General features: G+C 45.9%; 11 protein-coding genes. 4 read left to right on the plus strand and 7 right to left on the minus strand.

Annotated elements, in window-relative coordinates; translation table 11 throughout:
- Positions 1-391: 391 nt before the first annotated feature.
- The gene (locus QUB63_RS04380) at positions 392-670 is read left to right on the plus strand and encodes a peptidoglycan-binding domain-containing protein (RefSeq protein WP_332943579.1); all 279 of its coding nucleotides are present in this window, start codon (positions 392-394) and stop codon (positions 668-670) included.
- A 70-nt stretch (positions 671-740) separates the two neighbouring features.
- Entirely contained in the window at positions 741-1,013 is a 273-nt protein-coding gene (locus QUB63_RS04385) for a peptidoglycan-binding domain-containing protein (protein WP_332943580.1), read from the plus strand.
- A gap of 300 nt (positions 1,014-1,313) precedes the next feature.
- On the opposite strand, the gene QUB63_RS04390 is transcribed toward QUB63_RS04385, so the two are convergent.
- The 3 genes from QUB63_RS04390 to QUB63_RS04400 all read right to left on the minus strand — a co-directional run bounded on the left by QUB63_RS04390 (position 1,314) and on the right by QUB63_RS04400 (position 10,029).
- Positions 1,314-4,709: an ATP-binding protein gene (locus QUB63_RS04390; RefSeq protein WP_332943581.1), complete on the minus strand. Its 3,396-nt coding sequence runs from the start codon at positions 4,707-4,709 to the stop codon at positions 1,314-1,316.
- 692 nt (positions 4,710-5,401) lie between these two features.
- On the minus strand, positions 5,402-8,677 hold the full coding sequence (locus QUB63_RS04395) for a response regulator (protein WP_332943582.1): 3,276 nt from the start codon (positions 8,675-8,677) through the stop codon (positions 5,402-5,404).
- Positions 8,678-9,060: 383 nt separating this feature from the next.
- Entirely contained in the window at positions 9,061-10,029 is a 969-nt protein-coding gene (locus tag QUB63_RS04400) for an aliphatic sulfonate ABC transporter substrate-binding protein (protein WP_332943583.1), read from the minus strand.
- A 277-nt stretch (positions 10,030-10,306) separates the two neighbouring features.
- Between QUB63_RS04400 and QUB63_RS04405 the strand changes: the two genes are divergently transcribed.
- Positions 10,307-10,606 carry a DUF7734 family protein gene (locus tag QUB63_RS04405; RefSeq protein ID WP_332943584.1) on the plus strand — a complete coding sequence of 100 codons (300 nt, stop codon included), beginning with the start codon at positions 10,307-10,309 and terminating at the stop codon, positions 10,604-10,606.
- Positions 10,607-10,987: 381 nt separating this feature from the next.
- On the opposite strand, the gene atpC is transcribed toward QUB63_RS04405, so the two are convergent.
- The 4 genes from atpC to QUB63_RS04425 all read right to left on the minus strand — a co-directional run bounded on the left by atpC (position 10,988) and on the right by QUB63_RS04425 (position 14,613).
- Positions 10,988-11,395 carry an ATP synthase F1 subunit epsilon gene (gene atpC / locus QUB63_RS04410; RefSeq protein ID WP_332943585.1) on the minus strand — a complete coding sequence of 136 codons (408 nt, stop codon included), beginning with the start codon at positions 11,393-11,395 and terminating at the stop codon, positions 10,988-10,990.
- A gap of 243 nt (positions 11,396-11,638) precedes the next feature.
- The gene (gene atpD / locus QUB63_RS04415) at positions 11,639-13,096 is read right to left on the minus strand and encodes a F0F1 ATP synthase subunit beta (protein WP_332943586.1); all 1,458 of its coding nucleotides are present in this window, start codon (positions 13,094-13,096) and stop codon (positions 11,639-11,641) included.
- 126 nt (positions 13,097-13,222) lie between these two features.
- Positions 13,223-14,092, minus strand: coding sequence for a PEP-CTERM sorting domain-containing protein (locus tag QUB63_RS04420; protein ID WP_332943587.1), 870 nt, complete (start codon positions 14,090-14,092; stop codon positions 13,223-13,225).
- A gap of 395 nt (positions 14,093-14,487) precedes the next feature.
- Positions 14,488-14,613, minus strand: a complete 126-nt coding sequence (locus QUB63_RS04425) for a hypothetical protein (protein WP_332943588.1) — start codon at positions 14,611-14,613, stop codon at positions 14,488-14,490.
- A gap of 389 nt (positions 14,614-15,002) precedes the next feature.
- Here QUB63_RS04425 and QUB63_RS04430 point away from each other — a divergent pair.
- Positions 15,003-21,710: two-partner secretion domain-containing protein (locus tag QUB63_RS04430; protein WP_332943589.1), on the plus strand; the 6,708-nt coding region annotated here is incomplete at its 3' end.

The raw sequence follows: 21,710 nt of genomic DNA on the forward strand, positions 1-21,710 counted from the left end.
AGGACCGAAATTAGCTAGCCCGGCTCGGTGATGCGCGATCGCGCTTCACCGAGTCAAATGCGGCAAGTTCCCCGATAGAAAGCATTGTAGCTCATGCTAAGAATCTGTGCTGCACAATTATTTCCTGGGACTTTACATAATTAGCTTTTGCCTCCAGGAATATCTAATTAAGTCCCTCCTCAACCCTCAACCCTCAACCCTCAACCCTACGTTAAATCCGTTAAATCCGTTAAAAAATCCGTTGCCGAACTTCCTTTCTTCTGTCACTCATCTGAGCTACCTCAGATAAGCGTCACTAGAAAAAGTGACTGTTAAAGCACTTTCCCCCACAGCTACAACTGGGGAATAGCAAGTTCAAACAACTTGCAAACCACTAATCCCCAATAAAACCATGCAAACCACAAACGAAACCAAAGCTCAATTACCTATGTGCTCTTCCTTGCCCACACTGCAACGCAATAATAGCAGCACTTCCAATAAAGACGTGCGCTATCTCCAACAATCCTTAGTTAAAAAAGGATATCCCGTAGCAACTGATGGATTCTTCGGCGCGAAAACCGAACAAGCAGTCATCAACTTTCAAACGAAAAATAAGATTACTGTTGATGGCATTGTCGGCCAGCAAACTTGGAATAAATTAGGCGCTTGCGTTATCGAACCTCCTTGTTAAATCACCGCCAACATTTTCCCGCACTTCTCTGTCGCTCAAAACTTGCAAACAACTAAGGATAAATCAAACCATGCAAACCACAAACGCAACTCGCATCGAATTACCTTCCTGCCGTTATTTTCCCCTACTCCAACGCAACGATGCCGTCACGCAAAATGAGGATGTCCGCTACCTCCAACGACTCTTGAACACCAGCGGATTTTCCGTAACTACCGATGGCTCGTTCGGCGCCAAAACCCAACAAGCAGTCATCAACTTTCAAAAACAACAAAAACTCGCTGCTGATGGCATTGTCGGCGCGAAAACTTGGAATAAACTCGGCGTTTGTACAACTATATTTTAAAGTTTGTACAACCATATTTTAAACAGAGTAGGGCGTGCAGTGCGCGCCCTATTTTTTGTAGCAACCGCGCCCGACGCTGAGAAAGTTTTAAATTACACAAACCCCTGCGGTCTTCCTTCTTCCTTCTTCCTGATGACTGATGACCGATGACTGATGATTAATGACTAATGACGGCAGGACTGATGACCGATGACTAATGACGGCAGGACTGATGACTGATGACTGATGACGGCAGGACTGATGACTAATGACTTCTTCCGACTTCCCTCTTCCTTCTTCCTTCTTCCTTCGGAAAGCGCCCTATTTTTCCGTCCAATCTTCCACCCCAGACCACCCCTCCGGCACCCCATACATTCGATACTTGCGAGAGCGTTTGAAATATAGCATTGCTACCAGATCGTCAGGATTGATTTCTAAAATATTCTCAAATATTTTTTGGGCGGCCACAAATTTTTTCTGGTAGTATAAATTGAGAGCTTCTTGAAAAACCTCCGCAGTTTGCTGCTTGAGGACAATGCTCTTCTCTGTTTCTGTATCGTAAACTTCAAACACCGACACAGCAGTTGTCTTTCCTTTCACCGTTACTCGATCGACAAATCTGTAGTGATATGTTTCTGAATCGTCCAGGCGATCGATAATTTCACCGCTAACTAAAATTCCCGCGCCGTAAACCTTCGTCAATCCTTCCAAACGAGACGCGAGATTGACCGCATCAGCAATCACGGTACTTTCCATCCGTTCTCGCTCGCCAATTGTACCCAACATCAAATGGCCCGCGTGCAAACCAATGCCGATCGCGATCGGAAACAAGCCGTTTTTTTCGCGCTCCTCGTTGTAGATATTCAATTCTTTTTGCATATCAATTGCAGCTCGCACACCATCTGATGGAGACGTAGGAAACAAAGCCATGACTGCATCGCCAATATATTTGTCAATAAACCCGCTATTTTTCCTAATTGCAGGGCTAACCCTGCCCAAGTAACTATTAATAAATGCAAAATTTTCCGCAGGTGTCATCTGTTCTGAAAGCACCGTAAAAGAGCGAATATCCGCAAACAGCACAGTCATATCCTTTTCCTGATTGTCGCCTAATTTTACTTCAACAATACTCGGTTTTTCAAGCAAATTTAAAAAATCGTGCGGCACAAACCTGCCGTAGGCTGAATTCAGTTTGGCTAGGCGAATTTGCGTGTTAATTCTCGCCAACAATTCCTTTTTGATAAAAGGTTTAGTTATATAATCATTCGCTTCTAAGTTAAAAGCTTCTACCAAGTCAGTAGTTTGATTTTTAGCTGTCAGCATCAAAATTGGCACTTCTAAAGGCGAGTATTTTTTGCGGACTTCTCGACACACTTCATAACCAGTCATCTGCGGCATCATTACATCGAGTAAAATTAAGTCGGGCTTAAATCCTGATTCAATTAGATTTAAAGCTTCTCTGCCGTCGAGCGCTTGAGCTATCGCATAGTTTTCTAGAGCCAGACAGTTGATGATGACCTGAATATTAATGGGTTCATCATCGACTACCAAAACTTTTAGTTTTTCACTTTCTAGCAACTCGCTCTGGGCTGAGAGAGTAGAATTTATTAGAGATGATTGGGGGGCGAATTCAGGACTCATTAAAATGCGAGTTCCCTCGGTTAAACGCGGCTGTATGCTGCTAAATTCCGGCTGACTCTCAGATACGGGCAAAGTAAAGGTGAATTGGGAACCGACGCCTACAGTTGAAGATACCGAAATTTTACCTCCGTGCAATTCCACTAATTGCTTGGCAACAGCTAACCCTAAACCCGTGCCGCCATATTCTCTAGCAGTGGAACCGTCAGCTTGTTCAAAGGATTCAAAAATTCGCTCTAATTTATCTTCGGGGATGCCAATCCCAGTGTCGGATACAGTAATGGCTAATTGGGAATTAGGCGCTGATTGCTCGTTGTTTGTTACCAATTTTGCTGAAATTTCAACGGTGCCGCTCGGGGTAAATTTAATCGCATTGCCGATTAAGTTGTAAAGTATTTGCTCCAAGCGATTCTCGTCGGCTGCTATTGGCGGCAATTCGGGAGCGACTGAGTTAATCAATTGCAAGTTTTTTGTGCCTACTAATGGCTGAGACAAGGTGAGAATCACAAAGACTCTTTCTCGGAGAGCGACGGACTTAATTTGCAGTTCTATAGTTTTGTTCTTGAGCTGAGAAAAGTCCAGAATATCGTTAATTAAAGAAGACAATCTTTTTCCCGACGATGAAATCAAAGCTAAGTTAAAATTTGTTGGTTCTGGCAGTTGTCCGGTAGCACCGTCTATCAAAGATTCTGCAATCCCAATAATGCCGTTGAGGGGAGTGCGGAGTTCGTGGGAAGTATTGGCTAAGAAGTCGTCTTTGAGTTTGTCGAGTCGCTGCAATTCGGTATTTTTACTTTCTAAGGCAGTAAAAGATGCTTGCAGTTGTGCTGCCATGCTGTTAAAAGCAGCAGCAAGTACGCCCAACTCGTCGGAGCGATCGAGCTTGACAGTTCTGTCAAATTGTCCTTCAGACAAAGCTATTGCTGAATCTTTTAATTTTAAAATTGGTTTGGTAATCCAGCGAGAAGTGAGAATTCCTAGCACAGTTGCTATGCCCAAAGCTGCCAGACATAGCAGCACTGTAGTTCTGTTGCCGGCTTGGATTTGTTCCATAAAGTCGGCTTCGGGAACGACGACGACAATCAGCCAATCTAAACCTTTGCCGTCTTGGAATGGCAGCACTTTTAAAAAATGCTGCTTGCCGTTTATTTCAAAATTGATTTGCTGCGCTTTGGTAATTTGGCGCAAGTTTTGAAAGTGACTTGCTAAATATTTAGCTGTAGTTTGCGTTACTGCATCGCTGCTTTCGGTAAATTTAAACAGTTCTTTTTTGCCGTTTTTGGTGCGGAAAGGTTTTTCGGGTGTGGAAGTTGCCAGCAGCGTGCCGTTTCTTTCGATAATAAAAGTTTGACCGGATTTGCCTATTTTGAGGCTGTTTAAAAATTGACCGATACTGTCGAGACGCAAAGCAGCAATTAATACTCCTTCTAGCTGTTTGGGGGTGTTGTAAACTGGTTGCAGGGCGCCCAGGAGCAATGTGGGTTCTAGCAAGGATACATACACTGAACTCCACGTAGGTTTTGCCGATCGAGCCGCATCTGTGTAGGAAGGGTGCTGTCGGATGTCGAAGTTTTTGACGGTGGCTGCTAGTTTGGCGCGATCGCCCGTATCATTAGTATTGTAAGAATAAAAATTAAATTTGGTAGACGGGCCCGAGGCGTTAATCAATAAAGTCCCATCCGACATCTTTTCGCCAGTGCGGTATTCTCCATTGCGATTGGCGATCGACGTAAAATTGATATAAGGATATAATTGCACTTGCCGCCACAGATACTTTTCCCAAGCTGACAAGTCTTTCATGTTCACAAAACCCAGTTTTACTGCGTCCAGCTTGCTTTGATTGATTTTGTGCCCAGTTTCCAGATAAGTTCTCAAATTTTGCTCAATGCGATTGCTCACCTCCCCCATCAACTGATCTGCAAGGTCATTCACTGCTCGTTGAGAGTTCTTAAATGATAAATATCCCACAATTCCCACCGCTGCAAATACTTGCAAGACAAACGGAACTATGAGTACAGTTTGCAGCGTCGCTTTTGGTGAAAGTTTTGCAGCTAAGCGCTTGAGAGAAAAACTTGACATAACATTATAGCAGTTGACAGTTGACAGTTGACAGTTGACAGTTACATAGTACCCTAATCAAACCGTTTATGCTAGCGGTTTCAGGGAGCTATTGATGAGGTTATTTATGTCCGCGCCAGATGTGGCGGTTGCTATAATTTAGATTAAAAGACACAGTTGATACTCGGATCGAAGCTACACCGCTGTTAAGTATTGTAAACCTTTTTGTACTTGAACAAAACTTACACAAGAACACCCTAATTCTAGGTTGTTTCCTCAATCGCTGTCAAACCCATGAGATTTTTTAGAGAAACCAGGTTTTTTTTTTGCATAGCTTTCCGCATTATATTTCAATAGGGTTCACTTAAGACCGATCCCCCCTCGCTTGCCCCCTACTCGACCCCTACTCCCCGAATCAAGGGGGGAACAAGAAAGCTCTTAAAGTCAACCCCTACTCCCGCAACGATGCGGGGAGTAGGGGTCGAGTAGGGGGGTATGCTGCAAGGATCTCCAACCATAAAGAGTCTTAACTGAACTGTATTGCATTATATTTGAGTTTGAAGTCAAAAGCAGCGAACTCTACAGCGTACTTTCAGGAAAACTCCCGATTTTGGGCTCTCAGGCTTCGGTCTGAATATATTATGACTGAGACCAGCTCCAAAAAACAGGTTAAATACGTAAAAAATTCGGCCGTCAGCTTGATGCTACTTTTACTACTTTCGATCCAAAAATTCTATCCCAGACCATCCTTCTGACACTCCATACATTCGATTCTTCAGAGAGCGCTGGCAGTAGATTGCTGCTAACTTATCTTGAGGATTTCTTTCGCAAATCTTCTTGAATATTTTTTGCGCTTTAGTAAATTTTTGCGCGAAATAAACTTCGAGACCTTTTTGAAATGCAGCAGCAGTTTCCTGTTTGAGTTTAATGCTTTGTTCGGTTTCTGCATCAAAAATTTCAAACACCGACACGGCAGATTTTTTCCCTTTGACTGTGACTCGATCGACAAATCGGCAGAGATATTGTTCTCGATCGCGCAAACCGTCTAAAATAGATTCAGTAACGAGAATTCCCGAGCCGTAAACCTTAGTCAATCCTTCCAAACGAGACGCGAGATTCACCGCATCAGCAATCACTGTACTTTCCATCCGTTCTTCCTCGCCAATCGTACCCAACATTAAAGTGCCCGCGTGCAAACCGATGCCGATCGTAATCGGTGCGTAATTGCTTAGTTGTCGGTGCTGGTTGTAAAGAATAACTTGTTTTTGCATTTCCACCGCCGCGCGAACAGCATCATCTGCCGACTCAGGAAATAGTGCCATAATCGCATCGCCAATATATTTATCGATGAAACCTTGGTGAGCGCGAATTACCGGACTGACTCGGCTGAGGTAGCTGTTGATAAAATTAAAGTTTTCTTGGGGACTCATCGCTTCGGAGATAGTCGTAAAGGAGCGAATGTCAGAAAATAAAACAGTCATTTCTTTCTGAATTTGATCGCCTAGTTGGACATCAACAATACTTTCGTGTCCCAAAAATCGCAGAAAGTCGTGGGGGACAAATCTACCGTAAGCTGCATTAATTTTTGTCAGACGGATGTGAGTTTTGATTCTGGCTAGCAATTCATTTTTAAGAAACGGTTTAGTTAAAAAATCATTGGCTCCTGCATTGAAACCTTGCACTAAGTCAGATACTTGATTTTTGGCAGTTAGCATCACGATTGGCAATTCGCTAGCCGTGAATTTCTCCCGGACTTTATCGCAAACTTCGTAACCAGTCATCCGTGGCATCATGATATCTAGCAAGATCAGATCGGGCTTGTAGCCTCTGTCTAGAAGAGCTAAAGCTTCTCTACCGCTGCTAGCTTCGGCGATCGCATAATTTTCGAGAAGCAAATTGTTAGTTAATACCTGAATATTTACAGGTTCGTCATCTACAACTAAGATTTTCACCTGATTGTTTTCTGAGCATTTTTGAGCGGCGCTCGCACTGTTATCATTAAAACTTGGTGTAGCAGTTTTATTAGTTATCAAATTGCGCTCATCGGTTCTTAAAACTAAAGACTGTCGAGCCGTTGCTGGCAACGGCTTGTCATCGACATACTGATTTTGAGAAATTGGCAAACTAAAGGTAAACTGCGAACCAATACCGAGTTCTGAAGATACCTGAATTTCGCCCCCGTGCAGCTCGACTAACTGCTTTGTAACTGCCAAACCTAAACCGGTTCCTCCGTATTCTCTAGCAGTGGAGCCGTCGGCTTGTTCAAAAGATTCAAAAATTAGTTCTATTTTATCTTCAGCAATGCCAATCCCGGTATCGGATACCGTAATTTGCAGTTTTGACCTGACAAGTAAAGATTGAAGCTGGTCCGTTACAGAACTTTCTTGGTGTCCCAACGGCGGTGATTCCAAGCTAATAGCATTGGCGGAAATTTCAACAGTACCATTTTCGGTGAATTTAATCGCATTTCCGATTAAGTTATAAAGGATTTGTTGCAGCCGATTTTCATCGGCATCCACCAGGGGAATGTCGGAAGTGACTGAATTAATCAACTGCAAGTTTTTGGTGCCAATTAGAGGTTGAGAAAGAGTCACCACGATATCGACAATTTCTCGGATGCCGACGGGCTGGATTTGCAGTTCAATGTTTTTGTATCTCAGCTTGGAGAAATCGAGAATGTCGTTGATGAGATTGGACAGTCTTCGGCCGCTAGATGCAATAATTTCTAGATTGGAAATAGTCGGTTCTGGCAATTTTCCTGTAGCACCGTCGATCAAAGATTCTGTTAAACCGATAATGCCGTTAAGCGGGGTGCGGAGTTCGTGAGAAGTGTTGGCTAAAAATTCGTCTTTGAGTTTGTCAAGTCGCTGCAATTGGGCATTTTGATGCTCTAATTTTGTGAAAGATACTTCCAATTGACCGGCCATGCTGTTGAAAGCATTAGCTAATTTTCCTAGTTCGTTAGATGCGGCAATATTTACCCGAGTTTCAAACATTCCGCTACTCATTTTAGTAGCTGCGGATGTTAGGGATTTCAAAGGATCTGTAATCGATCGAGCAAAAGCAACTCCCAAGCCCACGGCGGCGAGGGCGCTGGCGAGGGTAACTGCACCCATGACGTAGATGAGCGATCGCACGGGAGCGTAAGCTTCGGCTGTAGGTAGCTCTACAACCACCATCCACTGCACCCTGCGGACGATCGCACCCGTCCCCATGACTTCTTCCCCGCGCCAGCCTCGATAAACCAGCCCAGATTGAATCCCCGAAGCTAAAGCTAATTTGGATAACTCTCCCACAAACGATCGCCCTTTCAAATCTTGCAGTAAATACGGATTAATCTTGTTTCCTGTTTCCGAAATCAGCACCGAGCGGTGGTCGAGAACGTAGCTGTATCCAGTTTGGCCAATTTGCGATCTTGCTACAATTTGAATTAAAAAATTGAGACTAACTCTGGCAAATAATACTCCAGCAACTTGATTTTTACTGTCGCGAATAGGCACGGCTAAGTTAACAACATTAACCGCTGTCTTCAGATCGACATCTACTGCACTAACATAATTTTTATCCTGTCGCAATGTCTCCCAAAATATAGGTGCATCTCCCGAAATACCTGCTAAACTCAAGGTAGAGGTAGAGAAGGGTTCGTAAGGCGAAATCGCCTGTACAATTTCACCTTTACTGTTAAAAATTCCCACCACTTCATAGGCGCTGTTGCTGTTGATTAATCCTTCCAGAATGCTGCGCTGAGTTTCACTATTAAATTCTGTTAAGCCGCGCAATTCTGACAAGTAATTGAGTTGGCGCTGCAAGTTATCCAGATAAGCGCTAATTTGGGAGGCAGCAGCTTGCGATCGCTCGTGCTGAAGCTGTTTTGTCTGTTCTATTTGTCCCCGAAAACTGAGGTAAGCTAACGTACTTCCCGCCATCAATACGCTTGCCACAACAATCGAGACAAAACCGTAACGCAGTTGATTGGCAATTGAGGACATTTGATTCGACCAGTTAACAGTTTGAACTCTGTCTCTAGGATACACCCAATTGCATTTTTCATGCTGGCACAATCGCCACCGTTAATTTATCGTTACCTTTGCCTAACTTCTGATATTATCTAGCAACCGCCAAAAAGTTAGGAAGTTCTTAATAGCCCGACTCCCCATGCGGTCGATTGCCACTTCTGCCTCTCGTAAATAACTAAGTACAAGAGAAATGGAAGTCGAGAAATGGAAGTCGGAAGAAGACATACACAGCAAGCTTGAGCGCGATTCATATTTGATGTTTAATTAGGTGGATTTACTTAAAGCCTTCTTCCTTGTCTCCGTTACATCCGTTAAATCCGTTACCGAATCCGTTGCCGAACTTCCTTCAACATCTGCTATAAATCTAATCTTTGTTTCCAGATAAGATCTTCAATCCAAATGCGAGCTGGCAGGAGTTTCAACCTAAAGAAAATTTCAGCAATGCGCTGCTGTTCTTCAACTGCCCTGTCTTGAATTGGCAGCCAATCGTAGCTGCGGCTTTTAGTTAATATTCTAGCTGTTGTTCTTTTCATTCCCGTTCTAGCACTGATAAATTCCACTGCTCGCTCGGGATTCTTAGTTATCCAATTAGCCATCTGTCGAGTTTCTCCCATCACTACTTTCACAATATCGGGAAAGTCGCTAGCAAAAGAGCGACTTGCCAAATAGAAGTTTCTGTCATCGATCAGCCCCTCGCTCTCAGTCAAAAAATGAACAGGCACTGTTTCCTGTAACTTAGCTAGAAACGGCTGCCAAATTGCCCAAGCATCAACTTCGCCTCTGAGAAATGCTTCCTGAGCTTTTGGCGGAGACAAATCGACTAATTCGGCATCTTTTAACTGCAAGCCGCCTTGAGTTAACGCCCGAATTAACAAATAGTGACCTGCTGTTTTCCGAGTTGCTGCTATTTTCTTGCCTTTGAGATCCGCCAGAGTCCGAATAGGAGAATTTTGAGGAACTATGATACCAATGCTTCCCGGTAAAGCTGAATCGTTAGCAATATAAACAAAAGGTACGCCCTCTGATTGGGCAAAAATTGGCGGCGCAACTCCTGCATAACCCAGATCGATTTTTCCTTTTCCTATTGCTTCTAAAATTGGCGGGCCTGCGACAAATTCCGTCCATTCTACAGACCACCCCATTTTTGCTAAACGGTTTTCCAAGGAGCCTTTAGCTTTGAGATAAAACATCGCTCCAAAAGTCTGATGGCCGATTCTTACAACTTTTGTTAAGTTTGAGGATGGATTTTCGCTTTTTGCTGTAAAGTTACTTATCAGCTCTGAGTTGCAACTAAAGAGAGCTAAAGTCAAGCTAAAAACTAGCATAAATAGCAGCGAATATCCCCAAGCAAAACGCCGTCTAATATTTGGAGGGGAAAACGATAATTGAAACCTCGTCTTTCTGTGGTTCATAAAATATCGTCTAGGTAGGTTTTGCAGGAGTAGTATCTTCCAGATGTTTTTTACAGGACTTATATTATGTCCGCTGACAAACGGCTGTTAAAAAAGGTGGAATTAAATATAAAATTTCGGCTGGCTGTCCCTGAAATTAGCCACAAAATTAAGCTATATTATAGCAGATTTCAGGAAAGTGAGATTTGCTATGGCTGACTCTATTGCTCGCCGCTTGGAACAATACACGATCGCCCGATCGCACGAAGTTTTAATCGTCAAGGCCCAAATTGACGGCGAATTCGACGAAATTGCTATTTTTAAAGGCTTTTCTAGCTCCCTGGTGCGATCGACCGCGAGCGATCCAGAGGTTCCTGTTTTGCCGGAGGGAGCAAAGATTGTCAGTGTCGATCGGCTCCAGAGCCCCTACAATCCAAATAACCCCCGCTATCTCCAGCAGGGGTTATCTTGGGAAACAATGCAATTTCTCTTGTCCGAGCTCGGAGTTTAGGACTCACAGTAGGAACAGAACAATGTTGATTGGTGTCAACAATCGCCTAAAACCCTTGAAAAATCTCGTTTATCCCTGAGGCTTCTTCCCCCTCGCATCCCCCGAATCGTTGCGGGGACTTTGACGCTTATTCTTGTCCCCCCCTTGTTAAGGGGGGTTAGGGGGGATCGAGACTTAGATACAAACTAGAGATACAAATTGTATCTGTCGTTTATCCCTGAGGCTTCTTCCCCCTCCCATCCCCCTGGTTGTTGGGGAGTAGGGGTCGACTTTGATTGATTCCTGTCCCACCCCCTACTCCCCTGCGTGATCGGGGGGTTAGGGGGGATCTAGACTCGGACACAAACCAGAGATACAAAAGCCGTGTCCCTACCCTTACAGCTAAATCGTGCCGCCAGCCGCTTGAAAACGAGCTCTCGCGCGTTTGATTGCTTGCTTAGCTTGAATTTGCTCTTGCAAAGTGCCGCTAGCAGACTTTTCCAAACGAGCTTCTGCTTCGGTGTAAGCGGTACGAGCAGCTTCTTTATCAATCGTTTCGCCTTTCTCAGCGCCGTTGACAAGAATAGTAACGTTGTTTTCTTGGATTTCTGCAAAGCCGCCCATCAGAGCAATAGACACCCATTCCTTACCGGGACGGACGCGCATCACTCCGGTATCCAAAGCCGTCAACATCGGAGCGTGACCGCTCAAGATACCCAATTGGCCTGTGGTGCTCGGCAGAATTACTTCTTCAGCATTAGAATCCCAAACAGTTTTGTCTGGGGCAACTACGCGCACAGTTAATGTCATAAATTGTCAGTTGTCAGTTGTCAGTTGTTAGTTGGCAGTTGTCAGTTGTCAGTTGTTAGTTGTCAGTTGTTAGTGGGCAGTTGTCAGTTGTCAGTTGGTGATTTTTAGTAATGACCAATGACTAATGACCAACGATCAATGACCAACGATCAATGACCAATGACTACTGTCAACTGTCAACCCTTCGACTTCGCTGACTGACAAGCTGTCAACTGTCAACTGTCAACTGTCAACTGACTAAAATTACTTAGCGTCAGCCTTCATTTTTTCAGCTTTGGCGATCGCCTCGTTAATATCGCCAACCAAATAGAAAGCTTGTTCCGGTAACTCATCAAGTTCGCCAGCCAAAATCATCTGGAAGCCCTTAATGGTGTCTGCCAGCTTGACGTACTTGCCCGGGGAACCCGTGAACACTTCCGCCACAAAGAACGGTTGGGACAAGAACCGTTCAATTTTGCGAGCGCGAGAAACCGTCAAGCGGTCATCTTCCGACAGCTCATCCAAGCCCAAAATCGCAATAATGTCTTGCAATTCCTTATAGCGTTGCAGAGTAGACTGCACCTGACGCGCAACACCGTAGTGCTCTTCGCCAACAACGCTAACTTGCAACATTGTAGACGTAGAATCCAGCGGGTCAACAGCCGGATAAATGCCCTTCGCAGCCAAACCGCGAGACAACACAGTTGTAGCGTCCAAGTGAGCAAAAGTTGTAGCCGGAGCGGGGTCAGTCAAGTCATCCGCAGGTACGTACACAGCTTGAACCGAAGTAATCGAACCTTCGGTAGTCGAAGTAATCCGTTCTTGCAAGTCGCCCATGTCTGTACCGAGAGTCGGCTGATATCCCACAGCCGAAGGCATCCGACCCAACAGAGCCGATACCTCAGAACCCGCTTGCACGAACCGGAAGATATTGTCAATGAACAGAAGCACGTCTTGCTTGCTGACATCGCGGAAGTATTCGGCCATCGCCAGAGCCGACAGGCCCACGCGCATCCGAGCACCGGGCGGCTCGTTCATTTGACCGTATACTAGGGCAATTTTCGACTTGCTGCGGTCTTCTTCGTCAATAACCCCCGACTCGATCATTTCTTTGTAGAGGTCATTACCTTCGCGGGTGCGCTCGCCCACACCACCGAACACGGACACGCCGCCGTGAGCCTTGGCGATGTTGTTCACGAGTTCCATCATAATCACGGTTTTGCCGACGCCTGCGCCGCCGAACAAACCGATTTTGCCGCCGCGACGGTAGGGGGCCAGCAGGTCGATCACCTTGATCCCAGTTTCAAACACCGAAGGCTTGGTTTCCAGTTCGGTGAAAGCCGGCGGGTTGCGGTGGATGGGCATACTTTCGGAAGTATTGACCGGGCCGAGGTTGTCTACGGGTTGACCGATGACGTTAAAAATGCGGCCGAGAGTTGGGATTCCGACGGGAACTTGGATAGATTCTCCGGTGTCTACCGCTTCCATGCCGCGCACCAAGCCGTCGGTGGTACTCATGGAAACTGCACGCACTTGGCTGTCTCCGAGCAGTTGCTGAACTTCGCAGGTAACGGCAACGTCTTGACCTGCTTCGTTTTTGCCTGAAATCGTGAGAGCGTTATAGATTTGGGGCAGTTTGCCGCCTGGGAATTTTACGTCTACAACTGGCCCGATGATTTGGGTGATGTAGCCTACGTTCGTTTTTTCTGCGGTGGATACCATGAATAGTGCCTTTGTTAGGATGCTATTTTTCCCGTTGTGGAAAAAGTCTTAACATTTAGAAATGCTATTTCTCAGAGTACCACTGAACAGACGCACTATTTAGATTTGTATGGGGCTGGTTAAAAGTCATTTTTCTGGTTGCTGCTGTCGCTTTTTTTTCGCTCGAGCCGCAGCCAAAGCCCCGAGCCCCAGCATAGTCCCCAATACTGTGACTGGTTCGGGGACTGGTTCGGGGGCTAACTCAGCCGACACGGTGAAGTTTCGGAAGGCAAGGTCGTTGACTGGTTTGGGGGCTAACTCAGCCGACACGGTGAAGTCTTGGAAGTCAACGTCGTTTCCTCCTCCGGCATCGTCGAATGAGATTTTTGTACCCTGAGCCAGTTGGGCCATTGTGAGCGATGAATATTGCTCTGGGCCTTTACCGCCGTTGACGCTTGTAAATGAGTCGCTGGAGTTGTAGTCGAGATTAAAGTCGCCAAACACGGCTTGCTGACAGCCCGCCACCAGACAGTCATCTCTCCGGAACTGGGTGTTGGCGGCAAACCATTCGGGGCTGTTCATGAAGGTGCTGCTGGAGGCGTACTGCTCGAATTGTTTGCCGCTGCCGCTGTCGCTCCACAGCAGCAGGGCATAAGTTTGATCCTGCAGAAATTTGAAGGTTTGGGTGATGGAGCCGTTTTCCGAGGTGACTGCGTTGCCGAAGCTTCCCTGCCAGTCATTCGCGCTGCCGTTATCTGAGGGTTGGATCTCGTAAAACAGTTTGGCGATGTTGCTGTAGCCAGTGTTTCCTGACTGAGCTTGGGCTACCCACAAGCTGGACTGGTAACTGCCGTGTGATTGGTCGAAGGTAAAGTTTATACTTGTATCTCGATCGAACTGGATGCCGCTGGTGCCAAACATGAAAGCTCGGGCGGGCGTGCAAATGCTGAGCAAGATTGTACTTGCCAAGGTGGCGACTGTAAAAGATGTTTTTTTGACTAGCGTTAAGGTAGTCATAACCCTGATTCCTCCAGTATTGTTAGTTAGTAAGGCGGGAAATCCCATGTTGCCGTGACGCGAATAGACGATCGCTCGCCTCGGATATTTAGGACGATCGTCAAATCTACAGAAGAGACTCCACACGAGTGAATCTACAGACCGATATCACTTAAGTGTGTTTTGGAATAAATGAGTGCTTGTTCTAAGAGTTTTCACTGACACTCTAAGTGCCACACTACTTTCATCTGTCCATGCCAAGATTTTCATCCTGTCTTGATTTCCAACCTACTACATTTATTGGTGTCGCTAACGGTCTCAAGTTGACTGCAAGACTTGCAAATATTAGCTTTCATCAAAAATACATAATTTTTTTTGTCAAGTTTTGTGAAGTTTTGGTAAAGAGCGTCCAAAAATTATAAAGTTTCCGATCGAAATTCTGCTGTTGGGCCTGTTGCTGCTGAAAGCGGGCTGCAAGCCGATCGCCCGGTGTTCGGATACGGGGGCGGTGCGAGTAGGGATTTGAGCGAGTTGTTGGCCACTAGAAGCAAGCCGCAAAACAGGCGATCGGTACTTACGTATTTTTGACTAATAGTCCCGATTTTTCAACCCCTAACTCTGGCGCCCAAGCGCCATATTTTCGCCAACTGTCCCGGACGCATCAACTCGGTTTCTTAAGGTAATTGCGTCATTGAATCTGTCAAAGTGGAAACGAGAAACTTTCGTTCGATCGCCCGATCGCGCGCGCCTGAATAATCGTAAAAACCAAATTTTTCGGCGTTAATCCTAGTAATTAAAAACTACATTTTCGGCGGCTTCCCTGTCAAGTATTCTGAAATAAGAGGGCGAACCTATTGACAGGACTAACTTGGATGAGCCAAAATAGGTAAAGATAAATACGATCGCACTTTTAGCACAATCTTTAAACACAATGACAGCCAACAAACTACATTGGGTCGGATGCTTCTTCATAGTTGGCTGGCTGAGCGCAGCAGCGGGTTCGGCTTCCGCGCAACCCATCGCCCCAGCGCCCGACGGCACTAACACAGTTGTTACTCCCAACGGCAACCGCTACGACATTTCCGGGGGGTCCTTGGGCGGAGAGGGGGCTAACCTTTTTCACAGTTTTACTCAGTTCGGCCTGGGCGAAGGTCAAACAGCTAACTTTCTGACTAATCCGAATATTCAAAATATTTTGGGAAGGATTAGTGGGGGAAATCCTTCTTTAATCAATGGCTTAATTCAAGTTACGGGCGGCAATTCCAATTTATTTTTGATGAATCCTGCCGGCATGATTTTCGGGCCGAATGCCAGTCTCAACGTGCCGGGATCTTTTAATGCGACTGCGGCGACAGGGATAGGTTTTGGGAACAATCAGTGGTTTAGTGCGATCGGCAATAACAACTGGGCAACTTTAATCGGCAATCCCAACAGTTTTGCCTTTACTAACTTGCAATCGGGAAGCATTGTTAATGCAGGAAATTTGACCGTCGCACCAGGTCAAAGTTTAAGTTTGACTGGCGGTACAGTTGTCAATACCGGTCAGCTAAGTGCGCCCGGTGGCAATATTCTGATTAGCGCCGTACCCGGTCAAAATTTGGTGCGGATTACTCAAGCGGGAAATTTATTGAGCTTGGATGTTGGGCCGAGTGCAACTGGGGGATCGCTCCCCAACAATTGGACGCAGCCCGTGCTATCTTTGCCCCAGTTGCTGACTGGCAAAGGTGCCCCGCAGGCAACGAATTTGACGGTAAATGCCAATGGTGATGTTGTGTTGACGGGGAATGTTGCTGTGCCTGTAGCTGCGGGAACTGCGATCGCATCCGGCAGTCTCAACGTTTCTGGCAACACTGGCGGTAATGTTAACATATTGGGTGAGAAAGTAGGTGTTATTGCAGGCAATATCAATGCTTCTGGTATCAACGGTGGCGGGAATGTACTGATTGGCGGAGATTATCAGGGTTTGGGGGCTGTGCCGAATGCTTTGCGGACTTTTGTCAGCAGCGACTCGACAATTAATGCTGATGCTATTAGTAATGGGAATGGTGGCAGAGTTATAGTTTGGGCAGATGAGACTACTCGCTTTAATGGAAATATTAGTGCTCGCGGTGGCTTATTTTCGGGAAATGGTGGCTTTGTGGAAGTGTCGGGAAAGCAATTTTTAGACTTCCGAGGTAATGTCAATACTCTGGCTGCCAATGGCAATCCAGGATTATTATTGCTTGACCCAACAGACATTACTATTCAAAATGGTGCGGGAAGTTTTACCGCACGAACTGACGTAGATGGATTTGCCGACCCTGACATCCCGGGCAATACTATTGATGCTGCTTTGATTAACAGTGCCACGAGTGATGTCATGCTGCAAGCTACCAATGACATTACCTTTAGCGCTCCTGTCAATATAAACACTGCGGGAGTTAAACTAACGGCTCAAGCTAAAAACAATATAAATGTCAACGCCAATATCACAACTCAAGCAGGCAACGTTATCCTAAATGCTGATGCCGATAATCTCAATGGTGGTAGTCTCACCATTGGCGCGACGATTAATACAAATGGCGGCGATTTTACAGGCATTGGTCGTGGAAATGCTAGTAAGGGAAATGGAATCACTATTAACGGTGGCACAATTAATGCTGGTACGGGGAATATTGACCTGAAGGGGAGTGCAGGAAACACGGCAAGTAACATTGGTATTGAGGTATATAGGAGCACATTAACAACTACTGGAATAGGAAAGATTACCCTCAATGGAACTAGCGGTAGTGGCCTTAATAGTGATGCTGACGGGATAATTTTGCGCGACTCTACGATAAGTTCAGTCAATGGCGATATTACTTTGACTGGTAGTGGCAGCGGCTCTGCTAAATACGGCGTCCGATCGAATAACGACGTGGTGGAATCAACAGGGACGGGAAAAGTCAGCCTGACTGGTACGGGTGGTAATGGGATAAATGGCAGTGGAGGGATATCTATTGGCACCAGCACAGTCTCGTCGCTGAATGGAGATATCACCCTGACTGGAACAGGTTCGGGGAGCGGGGATGACAACACAGGCATTGTAATTTTAGGGTTGGTGGAATCCACAGGCACCGGGAAAGTTACTCTAAATGGTGTTGGCGGTGATGGGAACAACTTAAATCAAGGGATAATTATTTCTTTTCCTAGCAAAGTTCAATCGAACAATGGGGATATCACCCTCACTGGAAAAAGTAATGGGAGCGGGGATAACAACAAAGGCGTTCTGATCCAAGGGCAGGTGATCTCAACTGGGCTCGGAAATATTACTTTCAGCGGTATCGGCGGTGCGGGCACAAACAACAACAGCGGGATATCGGTTACTGGCGGAGGCTCTAATGTGCAATCGAATAAGGGAAATATCACCATGACTGGCACAGGCGCGGGGACTGGTATCAACAATTACGGCATTTCTCTTGACAACAACAGGGGAGTAGAAGCCACGGCGGCAAATGTTGATCTGACAGGTACCGGAGCTAACGGCGCGGATGCAATTTACCTCAACAATAGCGCGATAAACCTGACTCCTGGAAGCGGTAAGGATGTTACTTTGACGGGCAATGAAATTACACTGTTGGGCACGTCTAAAGTTAACGGCAACGACACTGGTACAATTCTGCTGCAACCTCTGACGCCGAATTTAGGTATTACTGTTGGCAATGCCGGTAATCCTAATGATTTGAATCTCAGCACTGCTGAACTTACAAGTCCGGTTTTAAATGGGTTTAAGCAAATGGTTATCGGACGGGCCGACGGGAATGGGACGATCGCCATTGACCCCGCTGGTGTTACTTTTAATTTTCCCGTGACAATTCAATCTCCAAATAGCGGTGGCGCGATCGCCGTCAACGGGCCAATTACCGCTACAGGCAGCGCTGCACAACCCGCTACAGTGACGCTGAAGGGAGCAACACAACTGAATAACAACATTACTACTGCTGACGGGAGTATCTCGTTTCTCGGCAATGTTTTGCTCGGTAAGGATGTTACTCTCAACACTCAAAAAACTCCAAACGTCAGCAGCGGTGGGGATATTACCTTTGGTGGCAAAGTTGACGGCAACCAAAAATTAAACATTACTGCTGGCACTGCTACTATCAAGTTAAGCGGGCCTGTCGGTGGTGCTACTCCCTTGGCTGCACTTGGAGTAAATCAAGCTGCCAATATTACGAGCACTGGCGCTATCAACATTACAACTACAGGCGATATTGCTACGGGCAATATTACTACGACGAATCCCGGAGGGGCGATCGCCCTTGCGAGCAATAATGGCAATATTACAACGGTATCTGGAGCGGTTGATACGAGTGCTTCGGGCGGAGATATCACTCTCAAAGCTTTTAATAAAGTTGATGTAAATAAGATAAATGCTGGTACGGGAAATATTACTTTGATGGGGAGCAAAGTTAACTTTAGCAGCGGGCCTGCTGGTTCTGTTCAAGGTACGGGGACTTTTTCTCTGCAACCGTTTGATGTAAATGGCAATATTAGCTTCAAAACTGTACCACCTAATCCTCCCGCTCCCAATACTATTTATGTGGAACAGCCGTTTCAAGATGCCCTGCAAGATGGATTTAGTGCAATCGCGATCGGCCGACCTGACGGCACTGGTACAATTACTTTTGACAGAGATCATAATTTCCAAGATCCAGTGACTATTCAATCTCCCGGCGGCGCGATCGTTGTCAATGCACAAGTCACCGGGAAAGATAATGCTTCGCTCGTTTTTAACGGCCCGACAACACTCAACGGAGGCGTTGATGCCAGCGGTCAAAATATCACTTTCAAAAGTCCTGTACTCGTCCAAAATAAGGCTTCTGTCAACACAACAAGTGCAGGTGCAGGTGGAGCAAATATTGTGTTCGACAAGACTGTCAACGGTGCACCGACAGGAAGTAAAGACCTGAGTTTAACGGCTGGTACCGGCAGTATTACATTCAATGATGCGATCGGCAATAATAACGCGATCGGCAATTTAACAGCTAACTCTACAGGAACAACCGCATTTAATCAAAAAGTCAATGCCGCAAGTTTGACTACAGATGCGGTTGGTACAACTATAGTCAATGGCAATGTGACAACCACCGGCAGTCAAACCTATGGAGATGCAGTTACAATTGCCAAAAATCCTATTCTCACAGGAAAAGGCATTACTTTCAATAATACTGTTATCTCCAATGATATCGGCAGCGATTTGACTGTGGATGGGACTACGGGTGATGTTACATTTAATGATGCAGTTGGGACTCCAAAGGCGATCGGCAATTTAATAGTTAACTCTCAAGGAAAAACTGCATTTAATCAAACAGTCAAGGCCGCAAGTTTGACTGCTGGTGGTGGCGGCACAACTCAAGTGAACGGAGATGTCACGACAACCGGCAATCAAATCTACGCAGATGCAGTTACAATTGCCAATAATCGGATTATCACAGGCAAAGACATTACTTTTAACAATCAAGTCAAAGCTGGCAATCTCGCTATTGTTGCTGACAATGTTAATCTAAAAGACACTGTAACAACCACCAATGACGGCGCGCTGACAATTACTAATAAGGTTAATCTCAATATTGAGAAAAACCTCAACTTAGATGGTGCATTTACGCAAAAAGGCGGGGGAACAGTCGCGGTTAGCGGAGATATCACCACAACCAATGATGACATTAGTTTTAGCGGTCCTGTGACATTAACAAAGACTGTAAATTTTACACTTGGAGATGCCAAGATTGCTTTTAATTCGAGTTTGTCGGCAGGAAGTAACCCCCTGACTTTAACAGCAGGTGAAATTGATTTTGCTGGGCCAGTTTCTGGTACAGGCGCGCTAACTCTGCAACCCGCAACACCAGGACAAAATATTGTGGTTGCCGGAACAGACAACAATACTCCCGCTTTAGATTTGACGGCAGCGGAAATTGATTTGATTCAAAATGGATTTACTAAAATCACGATCGGGCGATCGGATGGTACTGGCAATATTAGTATTCCCAATAATCGCCCATTTTTAGACCCCGTAACTATTCAAACGGCAACTGGTTCGATCGCACTTGATGGCACTCTGACGGGCAATGACAACAGCAGCATTACTCTCAATGCTTCCACAATTAATTTGAATTCTGGCATCAACACGAATCAAAATGCGCTCGCCCTTAACGGCAATGTCAAACTCGGCAACGATATCAATCTCAATACAGACGGCGGAGATATTAGCATAGTTGGTGCGCTCGACGGCAATCGTTTGTTAAACTTAAACGCAGCTACAGGCAATGTGTTGGTGCAAGGAAATATCGGAGTAACAGCACCGCTTTCTGTTTTGAATGTTACTGCAACGAATGCAGAATTCACGAACGGTAATATTGCGATTAATTCTGGTTTTAATATTACTGCTGCTAGCACTAAGTTGGGTGGCAATGTTACTGCGAATAACGGCAATATCAATATTAACGGTGTTCTGGGGCTGACGAAAGATGCGGTAATGAGTACGGCTGGGGGGAATATTGCCTTTGGAGGTGCGATCGACAGTGACAGCATTAATGCCCGCAACTTAACTCTAGCCTCCGGTAGCGGCAGCATCACTTTCAATGGATCGGTGGGCGCAACCAGCAAGTTAGGAAATATTCTGATTACAAAGGCTGGCAATGTGACAGGAAACTCGACAATTAATGCGGCACAATTGACAGCACAGAACACGGAAAAAGTCAAGTTATCGGGAGATGTAACCGCCGGCAAAGTCGATATTACTTCCAGCGGCGATATCACCGTTAAAAACGTTATTACTAATGGTGGAGAAATTCTATTCAACAGCAGTAAGGTTTTCACAGCAGGTAATTTGAATACATCGGGAAATACGGGTGGGAACATCACTGTTAAGGCGATAGCTTCAATTACAGCAGGACAAATTAACTCCAGCGGTACAGTCGGAAATGGTGGCAATGTGTTGTTAGATCCGATCGGCGATATTCAAGTAGAGTTTATCAATGCCCAAGGTGGCACGAGTGGCAATGGTGGAAATGTCACAGCAGAAACAAAGAATTTTTTCCGCGCCACCAATTCTTTTCCAACCCTACTTTCGCCGACGGGAGTTGCTAGCATTTCTACTGCTGGCGGCGCCGGTGGTGGCACAATTACTATTGCGCACGCTGGGGGAGATGGAGGCGCGCCGATTCAACCGTTTGTCGTGGGAGATGCTACTACTAACGGTACGGCCGCTGCAATTACAACTGGACAATCTAGCATTACATCGCTGTCGTTTCCCCGTTCTGCTAGTGGTGTGGCTAATATTGCATTTCCGACTGATGATGCGATCGATCCAATTCCCACTCCAACTCCAACTCCAATTCCCACTCCAACTCCAAGTCCAACTCCAACTCCAACTCCAACTCCAACTCCAACTCCGTCAACAACTCCGAGTCCAACTCCGACTCCGGTTGTAACGCCAACTCCGAATCCAACTCCGACTCCGGTTGTAACGCCAACTCCGAATCCAACGCCGACTCCGGTTGTAACGCCAACTCCGAATCCAACGCCAACACCAACAACTGGTACAATTCCCATTACAACACCAACGCGAACAACGGGTACAATTCCCCCAACAATTCCGCAGACAACGGGTACAATTGCGCCA

The organism is Microcoleus sp. ARI1-B5 (assembly GCF_036705795.1).
Lineage (GTDB): Bacteria > Cyanobacteriota > Cyanobacteriia > Cyanobacteriales > Microcoleaceae > Microcoleus.

Coding starts and splice junctions, on each gene's coding strand:
- QUB63_RS04400 (WP_332943583.1), bottom strand. CDS start 10,029: ATGCTAGTTTTTAGCTTGACTTTAGCTCTCTTTAGTTGCAACTCAGAG.
- QUB63_RS04405 (WP_332943584.1), top strand. CDS start 10,307: ATGGCTGACTCTATTGCTCGCCGCTTGGAACAATACACGATCGCCCGA.
- atpC (WP_332943585.1), bottom strand. CDS start 11,395: ATGACATTAACTGTGCGCGTAGTTGCCCCAGACAAAACTGTTTGGGAT.
- atpD (WP_332943586.1), bottom strand. CDS start 13,096: ATGGTATCCACCGCAGAAAAAACGAACGTAGGCTACATCACCCAAATC.
- QUB63_RS04380 (WP_332943579.1), top strand. CDS start 392: ATGCAAACCACAAACGAAACCAAAGCTCAATTACCTATGTGCTCTTCC.
- QUB63_RS04385 (WP_332943580.1), top strand. CDS start 741: ATGCAAACCACAAACGCAACTCGCATCGAATTACCTTCCTGCCGTTAT.
- QUB63_RS04390 (WP_332943581.1), bottom strand. CDS start 4,709: ATGTCAAGTTTTTCTCTCAAGCGCTTAGCTGCAAAACTTTCACCAAAA.
- QUB63_RS04395 (WP_332943582.1), bottom strand. CDS start 8,677: ATGTCCTCAATTGCCAATCAACTGCGTTACGGTTTTGTCTCGATTGTT.
- QUB63_RS04420 (WP_332943587.1), bottom strand. CDS start 14,092: ATGACTACCTTAACGCTAGTCAAAAAAACATCTTTTACAGTCGCCACC.